Raw genomic sequence first — 16,533 nt, 5'->3', positions numbered from 1 at the left:
TCAGCCGCCGACGACCTGATGCGTCACGCCGAGGCGACCGACCCAGTCGCGGATGACCTGACGCTGGTTCGCGTCGCACGTGTAGCCGTACCCGACGTTGACCTCGTAGTACGAGTAGGCGTCGATCGCGACCTTGTGATCGAGCGACCAGCCGTCCAGGAACGTCAGTGCGTAGCAGTCGGCCATCGTCTCGACGTCGCCGCCGAAGGAGGCGAGGGCGTCGTCCGTCGGCTGGGGGTTGGTGAACTGCAGGACGTGGGCGTACTCGTGGTAGGCGGCGCCCGTGCGGATCCAGTCGGTCATGGTCGGGTCCGTGCGAGAGTCCGCCCGGACGTGCACGGTGAACGGCTCCGCCCCGGAGACGCACGCCAGAGCGGTGGCACCGCAAGGCGTGGCGTCTTCGAAGACGGTCGAGACCCAGCCCCGTCCGAGGCTGTCCAGCGTCGCCTCCCACGCGGTCCCCGACGCGTTCGACGCCGCTTGCGCCGTCACCGCGGCCGAGTGCGCCGAGATCTCCGATGTCAGTCTCTGGAGATCGGCGACCTCCTGATCGAGCGCAGCGGGGTTCCGCCGGTGGATCCACGCGCGATCAGCGAGATCCTCCACGCGGTACCACGGCACGATCGTGGCGTAGGGGAGACCGACGAGAGGATCGACTGTCGCGTACAGGTCGTTCATCGCCGCACCGAACTGCTCCTTGCGGTCGATCATCTCCTGCTGCTCGTCGAGGCGCTGCTGCTGGTCGTCGATCTGCTGCCGCTGATCGTCGATCTGCGTGCGGGCTTCCTGCAATTGAGTGGCCAGCCACAGGAATCCGAGTCCGACGGCGGCGACGAAGACGGTCAGCAGGGCCGCGAGCACGACGACGCTCGCGCGCGGACGCCGACCCCCGGCCGACGGAGGGAGCGGAGCGGCCTGCTCCGCGGGCGGCGCTCCGACGGCCGGATCGGCGGGAACGCCCGGCACGTCGGTGGGCGGAGGTGCGGCGGCGGCGCTGGGAGACGACACGGGACTCGCTCTCTCGAGGTGTCCTTGTCATGTTAGGGGTGCCCCCCACTCGCGATCAGACGCCTGTGGACACGGGCCCGCAACGGCGGAGGCCGGATGCGCACCGAGAAGCGTGCATCCGGCCTCCCGAGGTGCCGTCACACGTCACACCGTACGCAGGACCGCCACGACGCGGCCGAGGACGACGGCCTCGTCGCCCAGGATCGGCTCGAACGCGGAGTTGCGGGGGAGGAGCCACGTGTGGCCGTCGCGGCGACGGAAGGTCTTGACGGTGGCCTCTCCGTCCAACATGGCCGCAACGATTTCGCCGTTCTCGGCGGTGGACTGCGTCCGCACGACCACCCAGTCGCCGTCGCAGATCGCCGCGTCGATCATCGAGTCGCCCGAGACCTTGAGCATGAACAGTTCGCCCTTGCCGACGAGCTGGCGGGGAAGGGGGAAGATCTCCTCGACCTGCTGGTCGGCGGTGATGGGCACGCCCGCGGCGATCCGGCCGACGAGCGGGACGAGGGCGGCGTCGCCGACCGCGGGTGCCGTGTCGGCGGGGTTCTCGGCGGCGGTGCCGGGCAGGTCGATCAGCACCTCCATCGCGCGCGTCTTCCCGGGGTCGCGGCGGAGATATCCGCTGAGCTCGAGCTGGTTCAGCTGGTGGGTGACGCTCGAGAGCGACTTGAGTCCCACCGCGTCGCCGATCTCCCGCATGCTCGGCGGGTAGCCGTGCCGGGCGATCGAGCGCTGGATGACCTCGAGGATGGCGAGTTGCTTGTCGCTCAGGCTCTTCCGGCGCCGGGTCTGCGGCCGTTCGCGGCCGGCTGCGGTCGTCGCGTCGGTCATGTGTGCTCCCCTCGCGCCGCGTCGTGGATGCGGCGGAAATTCGAATGTCGGAGGTCCGTGGTGAGGTCTCCTCGTCGAAACCGTATCCGGTGGATCACTCGATCGCTGTGGAGCTCTCCGCGTGTCGCGTTCGATCGTTCTCCGACTGAACCGGTGTTGACAGGTTCACAGTATCGAAGATAGATTCGGAATACAGATTCGCACCACCGCCCTCCCGGCCGAGGGTGGGGTGCGAATCTCTCCCCACCGAGGAGCACACCATGACCAGCATCGCCGTCACCGCCCCCGCCACCCGCCTGCGTCTGACCGCGCGCGGACGTCGCGTGTTCGCCTTCCTGGCCGCGCTCCCCGTGGTCGTCGCGCTCGCACTCGCCGTCGTCGGCGGCGGGGCGGCCCTCGCCTCGAACGAATCGGGTGCGTCCGCCGGAACTTTCACCGAGATCACCGTGATGAGCGGCGAGACGCTCTGGTCGATCGCCGAAGATGTCGCCCCCGGGTCCGATCCTCGCGACGTCGTCGCCGAGATCTCTCGCCTCAACGCTCTCGAGAACGGTTCGGTCACGGCGGGACAGCGCATCGCGATCCCCACCGCCTACGCGCCGGGGCGGTGATCTGCGGGGGCGTCGCCGCCTACCATGGGTGAGGTGACCGTGCGCCTCGACGACCTTCCTCTTCGCGATGACCTCCGGGGAATGACTCCCTACGGAGCGCCCCAGGCGGCCCTGCCTGTCGCCCTCAACGTGAACGAGAACACGCATCCCGTACCGTCCGAAGTGGCGGACGACATCCTGGACGCCATCGCGCGGGCGTTGCGCGACGTCAACCGCTACCCCGACCGCGAGTTCACCGCCCTGCGTGAGGCCTTCGCCGATTATCTGGGCCACGGTCTCGTCCGCGAGCAGATCTGGGCGGCCAACGGGTCGAACGAGGTTCTGCAGCACGTTCTGCAGGCGTTCGGGGGTCCGGGTCGTCGGGCGATGGGCTTCGCTCCCACCTACTCGATGTATCCGATCCTCACGCGCGCCACGGGTGCCGAGTGGATCGCGGGGGAGCGCGAACACGACTTCACGCTCAGCCCGGCGTTCGCCGCCGAGCAGGTGGTGCGCGAGAACCCCGACGTCGTGTTCCTGTGCGCCCCGAACAACCCCACCGGCACTCCGCTGGGACTCGACGTGATCGAGGCCGTCTACGCGGTCACCGACGGCATCGTGATCGTCGACGAGGCGTACCAGGAGTTCGCCCCCCACGACGAGCCCTCCGCGGTCACACTGCTCCCCGGACGCCCGCGTCTGGTGGTGTCCCGCACGATGAGCAAGGCTTTCGCTTTCGCCGGGGCCCGGGTCGGGTACCTCGCAGCCGACCCCGCCATCGCCGACGCACTCCGTCTCGTGCGCCTGCCGTACCACCTCAGTGCGCTCACCCAGGCCGCGGCGACCGCAGCGCTGGGGCACGCCGACACGATGCTCTCCATGGTCGACGAGATCGTCGCCCAGCGCGACCGGATCTCCGCCACCGTGGCGGCGCTGGGGTACACCGCGCACGAGTCGTGGACGAACTTCGTGCTCTTCGGCGGCGTCGACGAGCCGGCGGCCACGTGGCAGGCGCTCTACGACCGCGGCGTCCTCATCCGCGACGTCGGAATTCCGCACCACCTGCGCGTGACCGCCGGGACGGCCGACGAGACCACCGCGTTCCTCGACGCCCTGGCGTCGGTAGGATCGCGAGCATGACCGGCCCCGTCACGCCCCGTACCGCCACGATCGTCCGCGAGACGAGCGAGTCCCGGGTGGAGCTGTCCCTCGATCTGGACGGCACGGGTGCGAGCCACATCTCCACGAGCGTGCCGTTCTTCGACCACATGCTGACGGCCTTCGCGAAGCACTCGCTGACCGACCTGCGTGTCACCGCCACGGGCGACACGCACATCGACGCGCACCACACCGTCGAGGACACCTCGATCGTGCTCGGACAGGCGATTCGCCAGGCGTTGGGCGACAAGGCCGGCATCTCGCGCTACGGCGACGCGCTCGTCCCCCTCGACGAGGCTCTCGCGCAGGCGGTCGTCGACATCAGCGGGCGCCCCTACCTGGTCCACACCGGCGAGCCCGCCGGCTTCGAGCACCACCTCATCGGCGGGCACTTCACGGGTTCGCTCGTGCGCCACTCGTTCGAGGCGATCTCGATCCACGCCGGACTCACCGTGCACGTGCGTGTCCTCGGCGGCCGCGATCCGCACCACATCGCCGAGGCCGAGTACAAGGCCCTGGCGCGCGCGTTCCGCCAGGCGAAGGCGTTCGACCCGCTCGTCGACGGCATCCCCAGCACCAAGGGCGCCCTGTGAGCAGGCCGGTCGTCGCGGTCCTCGACTACGGTTCGGGCAACGTCCACTCGGCCGTCAAGGCTCTCATCGAGGCGGGTGCGGACGCACGCCTCACCTCCGACAGGTCGCTGCTCCTCGACGCGGACGGGCTGCTGGTGCCCGGTGTGGGTGCTTTCAGTGCCGTGATGGGCGCCCTGAACGCCAGCCGCGGCGGCGAGATCATCGATCGCCGCCTGGCCGGCGGGCGGCCCGTTCTCGGGATCTGCGTGGGCATGCAGGTGATGTTCGGCCGCGGAATCGAGCGCGGCACCGACACCGAGGGACTGGGCGAATGGCCGGGCACCGTATCCGAGCTCTCGGCCCCCGTCCTCCCGCACATGGGATGGAACACCGTTTCGGCGGGAGAGGGCTCGCGCCTGTTCGACGGGATCGCCGACGAGCGCTTCTACTTCGTGCACTCGTATGCGGCGCAGGAGTGGTCGCTCGAGGTCACGCCCCCCTTCCCCGAGCCGGTTCTCACCTGGTGCACGTACGGCGAGCCCTTCTTGGCGGCTGTCGAGAACGGCCCGCTCGCCGCGACGCAGTTCCACCCCGAGAAGTCGGGGGAGGCCGGCATCCGGTTGCTCGCGAATTGGATCGACGGGCTGCGCGCGACTACTGTGTGACCTCGTGCCCGGGCTGGCGAGAGGCGCCTGCCGGCACGAGGAGCCATGAACGATTTCGCGTCCACGCCCGAGCTTGTCCTTCTCCCGGCGGTCGACGTCGCCGACGGCAAGGCCGTCCGACTGACACAGGGGGAGGCGGGCACCGAGACCAGCTACGGCGACCCGGTGGATGCCGCGATGGATTTCGCACGGCAGGGCGCTGCGTGGATCCACCTCGTCGACCTGGATGCCGCCTTCGGGCGTGGCAACAACACCGCGGTGATGCGCAAGGTCATCAAGCAGGTCAAGGGCGTGCAGGTCGAACTCTCCGGTGGCATCCGTGACGACCGTTCGCTCGAGGCGGCTCTGGAGAGCGGCGCGAGCCGCATCAATCTCGGCACCGCGGCGCTGGAGAACCCCGAATGGGCCGCCGACGTGATCAACCGGTACGGCGAGGCCATCGCTGTGGGGCTCGACGTGCGCGGCACGACGCTCGCGGCGCGCGGATGGACCCGTGACGGCGGCGACCTGTGGACGGTGCTGGAGCGCCTCGAGGATGCCGGGTGCAGCCGCTACGTCGTCACGGACGTCACGAAGGACGGCACGCTCCGCGGCCCGAACCTGGACCTCCTGCGCGAACTGACGCAGCGCACCCCGAAGCCGATCGTGGCCTCGGGCGGCGTGTCGAGCCTGGACGACATCGCGGCGCTGCGTGAGCTGGTGCCGCTGGGCGTCGAGGGTGCGATCGTGGGCAAGGCGCTCTACGCGGGCCAGTTCACCCTGGCCGAGGCGCTGGATGTCGCCGGACACTGACGACCATCGCGCCGATTCGGCGGGAGTTCCCTGGGAGGGGCGCCGATTCGAGGCGAATCCGCACTCCGGCGACGACGGCTCCGCGGATCCCGCTCTTCTGGTCGCGTTGGAGGCGTTCGCCGCGGGCGGGGGTGACGCCGCGGCGGTCGTCGAGGCGTACCGCACGGCACGTCTGCTGATCCCGCTGGTGGCGGAGAAGGGCGATCACGGCATCGGCGCCCACGGGCTCGAGGTCGACAAGACCCAGGAGCTGTCGATCGTGACGGTCGCCGCGCCGGACGGTCGCAAGGTGTTGCCCGTGTTCACTTCGGTCGCTGCGATGCAGCGCTGGGATGCCACGGCCCGCCCGGTCCCCGCGGACGGCCGCCGCACCGCTCTGGCCGCGGCGTCCGAGGACACGGAACTGATCGTCATCGATCCGGCCTCCGAGACGGAGTTCGTGCTGCGCCGCCCCGCGGTGTGGGCGATCGCCCAGGGCGAGTCGTGGGAGCCCGCGCACACCGCCCCCGCCGTCTTCACCGGGTTGCAGGAGAGCATCGCGGGCGAGCTCGCGGTTCTCGACCTCGCCGTGCAGCCGGGCGACCCGACGGGTCGATTGCGGGGCCCCGAGCTGATCGTGCATCTGCAGCTGATGTCGGGACTGGAGCAGGACGAGCTGGATGCCGTGCTCGCGCGCCTCGCGCGTCGCTGGGCGGCCGACGATCGCGTTGCGGTCCTGGTGGATTCTCTGACGGTCAAGCTTCACCGCAGCACCGACGCCTGACCGGCGCGCCCCCGAGCGACGGCTTCGGTAGCCGGTACCCCGAACGGGAGACCTAGTTGACGGGACCCGTCCACTTCTCGCCCGGACCCTTGCCGATCGGATCGGGGATGACGGAGGCTTCGCGGAAGGCGAGCTGGAGCGAGCGAAGGCCGTCGCGCAGCGATCGGGCGTGCATGTCGCTGATCTCGGGCGCGCCGGCGGTGATGAGCCCGGCGAGGGCGTTGATGAGCTTGCGGGCCTCGTCGAGGTCGATCTGCTGCTGCGGGTCGTCGGCGAGTCCGACCTTGACCGCGGCCGCGCTCATGAGGTGTACGGCGGTGGTGGTGATGACCTCGACGGCGGGCACGTCGGCGATGTCGCGGGTGGCGGAGGCGGAGACACGCTCCTGCTCCTCCCACCGGGCGAGGCGCTCGGCATCCTGGGGGGAAAGGGCGTCGTCGGGGGGAATCGTGTCCACGTGTTTCTCTCTGCTAGACTATGGCGGGCTTCGGAGCGTTCTGCTCCGTACGAAAGAGGATCACATCCCACCCGCGCTTGCCGCTCCAGGCTACCGGGTTCCCGCACTCCGCTCCGTCCTGCACGGGGTCGCCTGGGTGCAGAAGCCGGTGTCGAGAGCACCGTGCCGGGTGGGTCGTCTCCTCTTCGCCCGTGATCCGTCAGGATCGCGGCGGCCGTCATCAGCAGACAAGAGGAGTCCCGCATCAGCGATCCCCGCACCAACGAGCGCATCCGAGTCCCGGAGGTCCGTCTCGTCGGACCCAACGGCGAGCAGGTCGGCATCGTCCGAATCGAAGCTGCGCTGCGCCTGGCCCAGGAAGCGGACCTCGACTTGGTCGAGGTCGCCCCGAGCTCCAAGCCGCCCGTGGTCAAGATCATGGACTACGGCAAGTTCAAGTACGAGGCCGCTCAGAAGGCCAAGGAAGCGCGTCGTAACCAGGCGAACACGGTCCTCAAAGAGGTTCGTTTCCGTCTGAAGATCGAGGCGCACGATTACATCACCAAGCTCAAGCGCGCCGAGGGCTTCCTCCAGGCCGGCGACAAGGTCAAGGCGATGATCCTCTTCCGTGGTCGTGAGCAGTCCCGTCCCGAGCAGGGTGTGCGTCTGCTGCGCAAGTTCGCCGAAGACGTGGCCGAGTTCGGAACCGTCGAGTCGAACCCGACGATCGATGGTCGCAACATGGTCATGGTGGTCGCGCCGCACAAGAACAAGTCCGAGGTCAAGACCGAGCAGAACGCGCAGCGCGCGGCGAACCGCGAGGCGGCACGCAGCGCCGCCCGTGGCGACTCGGCCCCCGAGGGCACCGCTGAACCGGCACCCGCCGAGTAAGCTCCCCGACTCCCGCTCCGCCGGGAACCCCAACGAAGGAAGACAGATGCCGAAGCAGAAGACCCACTCGGGCGCCAAGAAGCGTTTCAAGTTGACCGGTAGCGGCAAGCTCATGAAGCAGCAGGCCGGCATGCGGCACAACCTCGAGGGCAAGGCCTCCAAGCGCACCCGTCGCCTGAACCAGGAGCAGGTCCTGGCCAAGGGCGACTCGAAGGTCGCCAAGAAGCTCCTCGGCCTCTGAGCGCCGACGCACGTAAGGAAGAATGAGAAATGGCTAGAGTCAAGCGGGCCGTCAACGCCCACAAGAAGCGTCGCGTCATCCTCGAGCGCGCCTCCGGTTACCGGGGTCAGCGTTCGCGCCTGTACCGCAAGGCGAAGGAGCAGGTCACCCACTCGCTCGTCTACGCGTACCGTGACCGTCGCAAGCGCAAGGGCGACTTCCGCCGTCTGTGGATCCAGCGCATCAACGCCGCGAGCCGCCAGAACGGCCTCACCTACAACCGCTTCATCCAGGGCCTCGGCCTCGCGGGTGTGCAGGTCGACCGCCGTATGCTCGCCGAGCTCGCGGTGAACGAGCCCGCCGTGTTCGCGTCGCTCGTCGCGACCGCGAAGGCTGCGCTCCCCAGCGACGTCAACGCCGCCAAGACCGCGTAAGCACCGATTCCACGAACGGGCGTCCTCTTCGGAGGGCGCCCGTTCGGCGTTTCACCGCGGATTCCCGCGGTGCATGCCGGTCGCGCCATACACTGGGGACGTGCTGGAGAACCCTCGTTCGCCGCGGGTGCGCGCCGTGGCCAAGCTGAGCAAGCGTGCCGCCCGACAGGAGACCGGCCTCTTCCTCCTCGAGGGCCCGCAGGCCGCGCGTGAGGCGCTCGCCTGGGCCTCCGAGTCGGTGCTCGAGCTGTACGCCACCCCGAGCGCGCTCGAGAAGCACTCCGATGTGCGCGACGCGGCCGTCGATGCGGGTGTCGATCTCCAGTACACGACCGAGGCGGTTCTGGATGCCATGGCCGATACGGTCACGCCGCAGGGGATCGTCGCGGTGGCGCGGCAGTCGCCGACGGCGCTGAAGGACATCCTGGCGGGGGAGCCGACGCTGCTCGCGATCTGCGAGGAGGTACGTGATCCGGGCAACCTGGGCACGATCATCCGGGCGGCCGACGCCGCCGGCGCGGACGCGGTGATCCTGACGGGGCGCACGGTGGATCTCTACAACCCGAAGGTCGTGCGCTCGACCACGGGGTCGTTGTTCCACCTGCCGGTCGCGGTCGATCTCGATCTCGCCGATGTCGTCGAGCGCGTGCACGACGCCGGCTTGAGGGTGGTCGCCGCCGATGTCGGGGGTGAAGACTTCGTCGCCTCCCGTGGGCTTCTCGGCGAGCCCACCGCGTGGCTCTTCGGGAACGAGGCACGAGGGCTCGACGAGTCCGCGTTGGCGCATGCAGACCTGTCTTTGCGGCTTCCCATCTACGGCCGCGCAGAGTCGTTGAACCTGGCCACCGCCGCGAGCGTCTGTCTCTACGAGACGGCGTTCGCGCAGCGCGCAGGCTGATTCACCCGCGGTTACAGCACAGTTACGGCCTGGGCCAGGGTGTGGTCACCTCCTCATCATTCTCATAGGGTGTCGGAATGGCATCCGTTCCCCCGGCGGGCCCCGAGCCCCTTGTCGTCCTCTCCGACGTGCAGAAGCACTACGGCCAGTTCCAAGCGCTGAAAGACATCGATCTGACGGTCGATCGCGGCGAGGTCGTCGTCGTCATCGGGCCGTCCGGGTCGGGCAAGTCCACCCTGTGCCGCACGATCAACCGCCTCGAGACCATCACGAGCGGGACCATCACGATCGACGGTGAGCCGCTGCCCGAAGAGGGCAAGGGCCTCGCGAAGCTGCGTGCCGACGTGGGCATGGTCTTCCAGTCGTTCAACCTGTTCGCGCACCTCACGATCCTCGAGAACGTCACGCTGGGCCCGATCAAGGTCCGCAAGCTGAAGAAGGCGGATGCCGAGAAGGAGGCGCGGGCGCTCCTCGATCGCGTCGGCGTCGGCCACCAGGCCGACAAGCTCCCGGCGCAGCTCTCGGGTGGCCAGCAGCAGCGCGTGGCGATCGCCCGCGCCCTGGCGATGAAGCCGAAGGTCATGCTGTTCGACGAGCCGACGTCCGCCCTGGATCCCGAGATGATCAACGAGGTCCTCGATGTCATGGTCGGTCTCGCCGCCGACGGCATGACCATGATCGTCGTCACCCACGAGATGGGCTTCGCGCGCAAGGCCGCGAATCGCGTGGTCTTCATGGCCGACGGTCAGATCGTGGAGCAGGCAGCGCCCGAGCAGTTCTTCACGCGCCCCGAATCCGACCGCGCGAAGGATTTCCTCTCGAAGCTCATCACCCACTGATCTCGCGAGCGGAACGACGGCGTCCCGCTCCTTCACCGCCTCCGGCATACCGTGCCATCCCCCTGTATCCCCCGCACAGCACACGTAACCAAGGAGACATCACATGCGTAAATCTCGCGTTTTCGCGGGCGTCGGCGTCATCGCCGCCGGCCTGCTCGCTCTCACCGCCTGCAACAGCGGTACCCCCGGTTCGCCCGACGCCGGTTCGTCCGACGGGAGCGACGCCCCGGTCTACGGTTCGGTCGCCACGGACGTCACCATCGACGGCAGCACCACGTTCGAGAAGATCAGCTCGGCGGGCAAGGTCGTCATCGGCGTGAAGGAAGACCAGCCGGGGCTCGGCTACCTCGACCCCGTGACGGGCGAGCGCAAGGGCTTCGACGTCGACATCGCGCGCTGGATCGCCGCCTCGCTCGGGTACGACCCGGCGGACGAGTCGAAGGTCGAATACAAGGCCATCGCCTCGGCGAACCGCGAACAGGCGCTGATCAACGGCGACATCGACTACTACGTCGGCACGTACTCCATCACCGACAAGCGCAAGGAACAGATCTCCTTCGCCGGTCCCTACTTCCTCACGGGCCAGGGTCTGCTGGTGGCGGCCGACGACGACAAGATCACCGGCAAGGACTCCCTCACCGCGGACACCACCGTGTGCTCGGTGACCGGCTCCACGCCGATCCAGCGCATCCGAGAAGAGACTCCGGCGAAGGTCGTCGAGTTCGACACATACTCGCAGTGCGTCGAGAAGCTCAAGAACGGTGAAGTGGATGCCGTCACCACCGACGAGGCCATCCTCCTCGGCTACGCGGCACAGGACCCCGACAACCTCAAGATCGCGGGCCAGCCGTTCAGCGAGGAGCGCTACGGCGTCGGCCTGGCCAAGGGCGACACGGCGTTCCAGGACTTCGTGAACACGCTCTTCACCGACGGAGGGTCGACCTGGCAGGCGATCTTCGAGAAGAACCTCGGCGCCTCGGGTGTCGAGGGCACGCAGCCCGCGGTCGACGCCGCCGGTTGAGCGCACGGTGCGGGCGGCGTGAACGCGCCGCCCGCACCTCCGACCTCGTCGATCACGAGAAGACAGGAAGCATCCGGTGAATCAGATCTTCGACTACCCCGACCTGTGGGCGCAGGCGCTGGGGGGAACCGTCGTGCTCTTCGTGGGCGGGGGTGCGATCGCGATCGTGCTCGGGTTCGTCGTCGCGGCCATGCGCGTCTCGCCGGTGCCGATCGCCCGCGCGGTCGGCGCGGTCTACGTGAACTGGATCCGCAACACTCCGCTGACACTCGTCCTGTTCTTCTTCGCCTTCTGCGTCCCGCTCCTCGTCGACGTGCCGCGCGGATTCTTCTTACCGCTCGCCGTCTGCGGTCTCGGCATCTACACCGCGACCTATGTCGCCGAGACGATCCGCTCGGGCATCAACACGGTGCCGGTCGGTCAGGCGGAGGCGGCCCGAGCCCTGGGGCTCGGCTTCGGCCAGGTCATGACGCTGGTCGTCCTGCCGCAGGCGACGCGGTCGGTGATCCCCCCGATGGTGAGCGTGTTCATCGCCCTGCTGAAGAACACCACCGTCGCCTCGGGCTTCTCGGTGGTCAACCTCGGGAACATCCGCGCCAACATGAGCGAGAACGGGGAGAACCAGCTGGTGACGATCGTGCTGGTCATGGTCATCTTCGTGCTCCTCGTCCTGGTGCTCTCCGCGCTGCAGAACGCCGCTGAGAAGAAGTGGAAGGTCGCCCGATGAGCTCCTCCGTCCTCTACGACCTCCCCGGGCCCCGCGCCCGTCTGCGCAATCGGCTGCTCGGCATCCTCACGCTCGTCGTGGTCGCGGCCGTCATCGCCTTCGTGGTGTGGCGCTTCGTCGACACGGGGCAGTTCTCCGCGGCGAAGTGGAACGTCTTCACCTACAGCGCCATCTGGGTGCGCTTCGGCGAGGCGACCCTCGCGACCCTGGCGGCTTTCGCCGCCGCAGCCGTCGGTGCCCTCGTCCTCGGATTCGTCCTCGCCATCGGCCGCATGTCGGATCACGCGTGGGTGCGGATGCCGGTCGGGTGGATCGTCGAGATCCTGCGCGCCGTCCCCGTCCTCATCTTCATGCTCTTGCTGTACTACGGGCTTCCGGTCATCGGCATCCGGATGTCGTCGTACTGGGCCGTGGTGATCGCGCTCATCGCCTACAACGGGTCGGTGCTCTCGGAGGTCATCCGCGCGGGCGTCGAGTCGCTCCCGCGCGGCCAACGCGAAGCCGGGTACGCGATCGGCCTGCGCAAGGCCGGCGTCATGCGTCTCGTCCTCCTGCCGCAGGCGATCCGGGCCATGCTGCCCGTGATCATCGCGCAGCTCGTCGTCACTTTGAAAGACACCGCGCTCGGCTTCATCATCACCTACCCCGAACTGCTCTACTTCGCCCGCCTGCTCGGATCGAACGGTGAGTACGGCTCGCCTCTCATCCCGGCCGCGATGATCGCGAGCGTGATCTACGTCGCGATGTGTCTTGCGCTGTCGTATGCCGCTCACCGCGTCGAGATCGGTCTCCGCCGCTCGCCGAAGGCGGCGCGGGTCGCCGGTGCCGAGGCGCCCGGTCAGACCGGCACGGACACCGAGCTGATCGTCGCCCAGCGCGGCTTCGGCAAGAACGACCCGGGTTCGCCGGCATAGCGTCGAGGACGGGCGGGGGAGTGCCCCCGCCCGTCGGTAGACTCGGTTCTCGTGTCTGACGCACCCGAGATCACCCCCGAGGCCGTCGCCTCCGCCGTCGATGCCGCGGTCGCGGCGGTCGCCGGCGCCGCGACCACGGCCGACCTGAAGGCCGCCCGCTCCGCGCATGCCGGGGAGCAGTCGCCGCTGTCGCGACTCAACGCCCAGCTGCGCAACGTCGTCCCCGAGAAGAAAGCCGAGTTCGGCAAGCTCGTCGGACAGGCCCGCGGTCGCGTGAACCAGGCGTTCGCCGCCCGCGAGGGCGAACTCGCCGAAGCCGAGACCGCGGCGCGGCTGGAAGCCGAGCGCATCGACGTCACGGCCCTTCCGCAGCGCGCGCGCATCGGTGCGCGGCATCCGATCTCGCTCCTCCAGGAGCAGGTGTCCGACATCTTCGTCGGCATGGGGTGGGAGATCGCCGAAGGACCCGAACTCGAGCACGAGTGGTTCAACTTCGACGCGCTGAACTTCGATGTCGACCACCCGGCGCGACAGATGCAGGACACGTTCTTCGTCGACCCCGTCGCACGTCACCTCGTGATGCGTACCCACACGAGCCCCGTCCAGGTGCGCTCGATGCTCGAGCGCGATCTGCCGATCTACGTGCTCTGCCCGGGCCGCGTCTACCGCACCGACGAGTTCGACGCGACCCACCTCCCGGTCTTCACGCAGTTCGAGGGCCTCGTCATCGACAAGGGCATCACGATGGCGCACCTCAAGGGCACGCTCGACCACGCGGCGCGTGTCCTGTTCGGTCCCGAGGCGAAGACACGCTTCCGTGCCAACTTCTTCCCGTTCACCGAACCGAGCGCCGAGCTCGACCTGTGGCATCCCACCTTCAAGGGCGGGGCGCGCTGGATCGAGTGGGGCGGCTGCGGGATGGTGAACCCCAACGTCCTGCGAGCCGCCGGCATCGACCCCGAGGAGTACTCGGGCTTCGCCTTCGGCATGGGCATCGAGCGCACCCTCATGTTCCGCAGCGACGTCCAAGACATGCGCGACATGGCCGAGGGCGATGTCCGCTTCAGTGAGCAGTTCGGAATGGTGGTCTGATGCGCGTCCCGCTCTCCTGGTTGCGCGAGTACGTCGATGTCCCCGCGGATGCCACGCCGGACGACGTCCTCGCGGCGCTGGTGTCCGTCGGCTTCGAAGAGGAGGACGTCCACCGCTTCGAGCTGTCCGGCCCCATCGTGGTCGGCGAGGTGAAGGAGTTCACCCCCGAGCCGCAGTCCAACGGCAAGACGATCCGGTGGTGCCAGGTCGACGTCGGCGAAGAGCACGGCGGCGTCCGCGGCATCGTTTGCGGCGCGGGCAACTTCTTCGAGGGCGACAAGGTCGTCGTGACCCTTCCGGGGTCGGTGCTTCCCGGACCCTTCCCCATCGCCGCACGCAAGACCTACGGGCATGTGTCCGACGGCATGATCGCCTCGGCGAAGGAGCTCGGCCTCGGCAGCGAGCACTCCGGCATCCTCCGCCTCGTCGACCTCGGGATCGACGCGCCCGTCGGCTCCGACGCCATCGCGCTCCTGGGCCTAGACGACATCGCCGTCGAGATTAACGTGACGCCCGACCGCGGGTATGCGCTGTCGCTGCGCGGCGTCGCCCGCGAGTACTCGCACGCGACCGGTGCCGCTTTCCGCGACCCCGGCGCCGGGCACGATGCCGCGCGCGATCGGACGCCGCAGGGCTTCCCGGTCGCCGTGGACGACGCTGCGCCCATCCGCGGACGTGTCGGGGCCAGCCAGTTCGTGGCGCGCATCGTGCGCGATGTGGACCCCTCCCGCCCCACGCCCCCGTGGATGATCACGCGCCTGTCGCTGGCCGGCATCCGCTCGCTCGGCATCCTGATCGACATCACCAACTACGTGATGCTCGAGCTCGGCCAGCCGATCCACGGCTACGACCTCGACCGCCTGCAGGGCGGCATCACGGTGCGGCGCGCGACGGCCGGCGAGAAGCTCGAGACCCTGGACGGCCAGGTGCGCACCCTGCACCCGGAAGACCTCGTGATCACCGACGAGTCCGGGCCCATCGGCCTGGCCGGGGTCATGGGCGGCGGCCCGACCGAGATGAGTGATGCGACCCGCAACGTCCTCATCGAGGCCGCCACCTTCGATCAGGTCTCGATCGCGCGGACGGCGCGTCGTCACAAGCTGCCCTCCGAGGCATCCCGTCGTTTCGAGAGGGGTGTCGATCCCCTCGTGGCCTTCGTCGCCGCGGAGCGCGTCGCGACGCTGATGGTGGAGCTGGCCGGCGGAACGCTCGACGTCTCGCTCGGCGGCTCGCTGACCGACGCCTATGTCCGCGAGGCGATCGTGCTGCCGCACGGGTTCGTCCCGGGCCTCATCGGCGTCGACTACACCGACGACGAGGTGGAGCGCGCGCTGCGTCTGATCGGTGCGACGGTCGAGGCGAACGGCGGCGGCTGGAACGTCGTCCCGCCGTCCTGGCGCCCCGACCTCACCGACAAGTGGACGTTGGCCGAAGAGGTCGCCCGCATCGAGGGGTATGACCGCATCCCGTCGGTGCTCCCGACCCCGCCGTCCGGCCGCGGGCTGACCTCCGCGCAGCAGGGCCGCCGTCGCGTGGCCAACGCTCTGGCCGCCGCCGGCTTCGTCGAGACCCCGTCGTTCCCGTTCACCACCGCGGAGCAGAACGACCTGCACGGCTCACCCTCGGGGGAGTCGCTGCCCAGCGTGAAGCTCGCGAACCCGCTCGACGGGCTCGCCCCGTTCCTCCGCCGCTCCCTCGTTCCGGGGCTGCTGCAGGTCGCGCATCGCAACCTGTCGCGGGGCATCGTCGACCTCGCACTGTTCGAGACGGGCACGGTGTTCCTGCCGAAGCCGGGGGTGCAGTACGGCACCTCCTCGGTCCCGCCGCTCGCGGTGCGTCCGGATGCGGCCACCTTGACGGCTCTGGATGCCTCGATCCCGCCGCAGCGTCGTCACGTCGCCGTGCTGCTGGCCGGGCACCTCGTGGCCAAGCAGCCGGGGCAGGTCGCGGTCGCCGCCGATCTCGCCGATGCGGTGGACGCGGTCCGTGTGCTCGCCGGGGCGGCCGGTGTCGATGTCGAGGTGATCCAGGCCCAGCGCGCCGCGCTCCACCCGGGTCGCACGGCGCGGGTGCTCGTCGCCGGCGTCGACGTCGGATACGTCGGCGAGCTGCTGCCGACGGTCGCGGATGCCGCGGACCTGCCCGGTCGCGTTCTGGTGGCCGAGCTCGATCTCGACGCGCTGCTCGAGCGTGCTCAGGCGCGTGTGGTCGCAGCATCCCTCTCGGGATTCCCGGCCGCGACCCAGGACGTCTCCGTCGTCGTGCCGAAGGAGGTCGCCGCGGGCGCGGTGCGCGCCGCACTGCGGGAGGGCGGTGCTCCGCTGATCGAGGGCGTGCGCCTGGTCGACGACTACCGCGGGCCGGGCATCGCGGAGGGTGCGAAGAGCCTGACGTTCGCGTTGCGTTTCCGCGCGGCGGATCGGACGCTGACGGCCGCGGAGGCCACGGATGCGAAGCTGGCCGGCGTCGCGCTGGCGGGGGAGCGTTTCGGGGCCGTCATCCGCGACGGTGACCCGGGCGCCTGATCCCCGCGGCGCGGACGACGGGGACATGTGCCTGCCCTCATCGCCGACGAGGGGGCAGTCGGAAGTGGTCGGCGATGAGGGCAGGTGCGATGAGCATACTCCTAAGTTGTCCCCCAAATGGGGGACAAGCTGAAAGAATCCGATGGATCCTCCC

19 protein-coding genes are annotated in these 16,533 nt (G+C 69.2%); 16 read left to right on the top strand and 3 right to left on the bottom strand.

Annotated elements, in window-relative coordinates; translation table 11 throughout:
• Both BW982_RS04360 and lexA read right to left on the bottom strand, forming a co-directional pair.
• On the bottom strand, window positions 1–1,008 hold the full coding sequence (locus BW982_RS04360) for a hypothetical protein (protein ID WP_076490822.1): 1,008 nt from the start codon (window positions 1,006–1,008) through the stop codon (window positions 1–3).
• Between the two features lie 144 nt (window positions 1,009–1,152).
• Window positions 1,153–1,842, bottom strand: coding sequence for a transcriptional repressor LexA (gene lexA, locus BW982_RS04355; protein WP_076490821.1), 690 nt, complete (start codon window positions 1,840–1,842; stop codon window positions 1,153–1,155).
• A gap of 260 nt (window positions 1,843–2,102) precedes the next feature.
• On the opposite strand from lexA, the gene BW982_RS04350 reads away from it, so the two are divergent.
• From BW982_RS04350 to BW982_RS04325, 6 genes are read left to right on the top strand one after another with little or no spacing between them, the layout of a single operon-like run.
• The gene (locus BW982_RS04350; protein ID WP_076490820.1) at window positions 2,103–2,453 is read left to right on the top strand and encodes a LysM peptidoglycan-binding domain-containing protein; all 351 of its coding nucleotides are present in this window, start codon (window positions 2,103–2,105) and stop codon (window positions 2,451–2,453) included.
• A 24-nt stretch (window positions 2,454–2,477) separates the two neighbouring features.
• Entirely contained in the window at window positions 2,478–3,572 is a 1,095-nt protein-coding gene (locus BW982_RS04345; protein WP_175611023.1) for a histidinol-phosphate transaminase, read from the top strand.
• Complete coding sequence (hisB, locus tag BW982_RS04340) at window positions 3,569–4,183, top strand: imidazoleglycerol-phosphate dehydratase HisB (protein ID WP_076490819.1); 615 nt, start codon at window positions 3,569–3,571, stop codon at window positions 4,181–4,183. The genes BW982_RS04345 and hisB overlap by 4 nt, the downstream gene beginning before the upstream one ends.
• The gene (gene hisH / locus BW982_RS04335) at window positions 4,180–4,827 is read left to right on the top strand and encodes an imidazole glycerol phosphate synthase subunit HisH (protein WP_076490818.1); all 648 of its coding nucleotides are present in this window, start codon (window positions 4,180–4,182) and stop codon (window positions 4,825–4,827) included. The genes hisB and hisH overlap by 4 nt, the downstream gene beginning before the upstream one ends.
• 45 nt (window positions 4,828–4,872) lie before the next feature.
• Window positions 4,873–5,619: a bifunctional 1-(5-phosphoribosyl)-5-((5-phosphoribosylamino)methylideneamino)imidazole-4-carboxamide isomerase/phosphoribosylanthranilate isomerase PriA gene (priA, locus tag BW982_RS04330; protein WP_076490817.1), complete on the top strand. Its 747-nt coding sequence runs from the start codon at window positions 4,873–4,875 to the stop codon at window positions 5,617–5,619.
• On the top strand, window positions 5,603–6,382 hold the full coding sequence (locus BW982_RS04325; RefSeq protein WP_076490816.1) for an SseB family protein: 780 nt from the start codon (window positions 5,603–5,605) through the stop codon (window positions 6,380–6,382). The genes priA and BW982_RS04325 overlap by 17 nt, the downstream gene beginning before the upstream one ends.
• Window positions 6,383–6,434: 52 nt before the next feature.
• On the opposite strand, the gene BW982_RS04320 is transcribed toward BW982_RS04325, so the two are convergent.
• Window positions 6,435–6,830, bottom strand: coding sequence for a DUF1844 domain-containing protein (locus BW982_RS04320; protein ID WP_139327368.1), 396 nt, complete (start codon window positions 6,828–6,830; stop codon window positions 6,435–6,437).
• A gap of 252 nt (window positions 6,831–7,082) precedes the next feature.
• Between BW982_RS04320 and infC the strand changes: the two genes are divergently transcribed.
• The 10 genes from infC to pheT all read left to right on the top strand — a co-directional run bounded on the left by infC (window position 7,083) and on the right by pheT (window position 16,379).
• Window positions 7,083–7,709 carry a translation initiation factor IF-3 gene (infC, locus tag BW982_RS04315; RefSeq protein WP_076490814.1) on the top strand — a complete coding sequence of 209 codons (627 nt, stop codon included), beginning with the start codon at window positions 7,083–7,085 and terminating at the stop codon, window positions 7,707–7,709.
• Window positions 7,710–7,755: 46 nt separating this feature from the next.
• Window positions 7,756–7,950 carry a 50S ribosomal protein L35 gene (gene rpmI, locus BW982_RS04310; protein ID WP_013583375.1) on the top strand — a complete coding sequence of 65 codons (195 nt, stop codon included), beginning with the start codon at window positions 7,756–7,758 and terminating at the stop codon, window positions 7,948–7,950.
• Window positions 7,951–7,979: 29 nt separating this feature from the next.
• Window positions 7,980–8,363 (top strand): 50S ribosomal protein L20, encoded by a 384-nt coding sequence (rplT, locus tag BW982_RS04305; RefSeq protein WP_063257942.1) that lies wholly within the window; start codon window positions 7,980–7,982, stop codon window positions 8,361–8,363.
• Between the two features lie 100 nt (window positions 8,364–8,463).
• On the top strand, window positions 8,464–9,261 hold the full coding sequence (locus BW982_RS04300) for a TrmH family RNA methyltransferase (RefSeq protein WP_076491850.1): 798 nt from the start codon (window positions 8,464–8,466) through the stop codon (window positions 9,259–9,261).
• Window positions 9,262–9,338: 77 nt separating this feature from the next.
• Window positions 9,339–10,100 carry an amino acid ABC transporter ATP-binding protein gene (locus BW982_RS04295; protein ID WP_076490813.1) on the top strand — a complete coding sequence of 254 codons (762 nt, stop codon included), beginning with the start codon at window positions 9,339–9,341 and terminating at the stop codon, window positions 10,098–10,100.
• Window positions 10,101–10,203: 103 nt separating this feature from the next.
• Window positions 10,204–11,121 (top strand): glutamate ABC transporter substrate-binding protein, encoded by a 918-nt coding sequence (locus tag BW982_RS04290; protein WP_076490812.1) that lies wholly within the window; start codon window positions 10,204–10,206, stop codon window positions 11,119–11,121.
• A 76-nt stretch (window positions 11,122–11,197) separates the two neighbouring features.
• Window positions 11,198–11,848 (top strand): amino acid ABC transporter permease, encoded by a 651-nt coding sequence (locus BW982_RS04285; protein WP_076490811.1) that lies wholly within the window; start codon window positions 11,198–11,200, stop codon window positions 11,846–11,848.
• Complete coding sequence (locus BW982_RS04280) at window positions 11,845–12,762, top strand: amino acid ABC transporter permease (protein WP_076490810.1); 918 nt, start codon at window positions 11,845–11,847, stop codon at window positions 12,760–12,762. The genes BW982_RS04285 and BW982_RS04280 overlap by 4 nt, the downstream gene beginning before the upstream one ends.
• Window positions 12,763–12,813: 51 nt before the next feature.
• The gene (gene pheS, locus BW982_RS04275; protein ID WP_076490809.1) at window positions 12,814–13,854 is read left to right on the top strand and encodes a phenylalanine--tRNA ligase subunit alpha; all 1,041 of its coding nucleotides are present in this window, start codon (window positions 12,814–12,816) and stop codon (window positions 13,852–13,854) included.
• Window positions 13,854–16,379, top strand: coding sequence for a phenylalanine--tRNA ligase subunit beta (gene pheT, locus BW982_RS04270; protein WP_076490808.1), 2,526 nt, complete (start codon window positions 13,854–13,856; stop codon window positions 16,377–16,379). Before pheS ends, pheT begins: the two co-directional genes overlap by 1 nt.
• The last annotated feature ends 154 nt before the right edge of the window (window positions 16,380–16,533 follow it).

The sequence above is a fragment of the Microbacterium sp. RURRCA19A genome (genome assembly GCF_900156455.1).
Classification (GTDB): domain Bacteria; phylum Actinomycetota; class Actinomycetes; order Actinomycetales; family Microbacteriaceae; genus Microbacterium.
The sequence above is the reverse complement of the archived record's forward strand: the minus strand, read 5'-3'. Positions and strand labels throughout refer to the sequence as shown.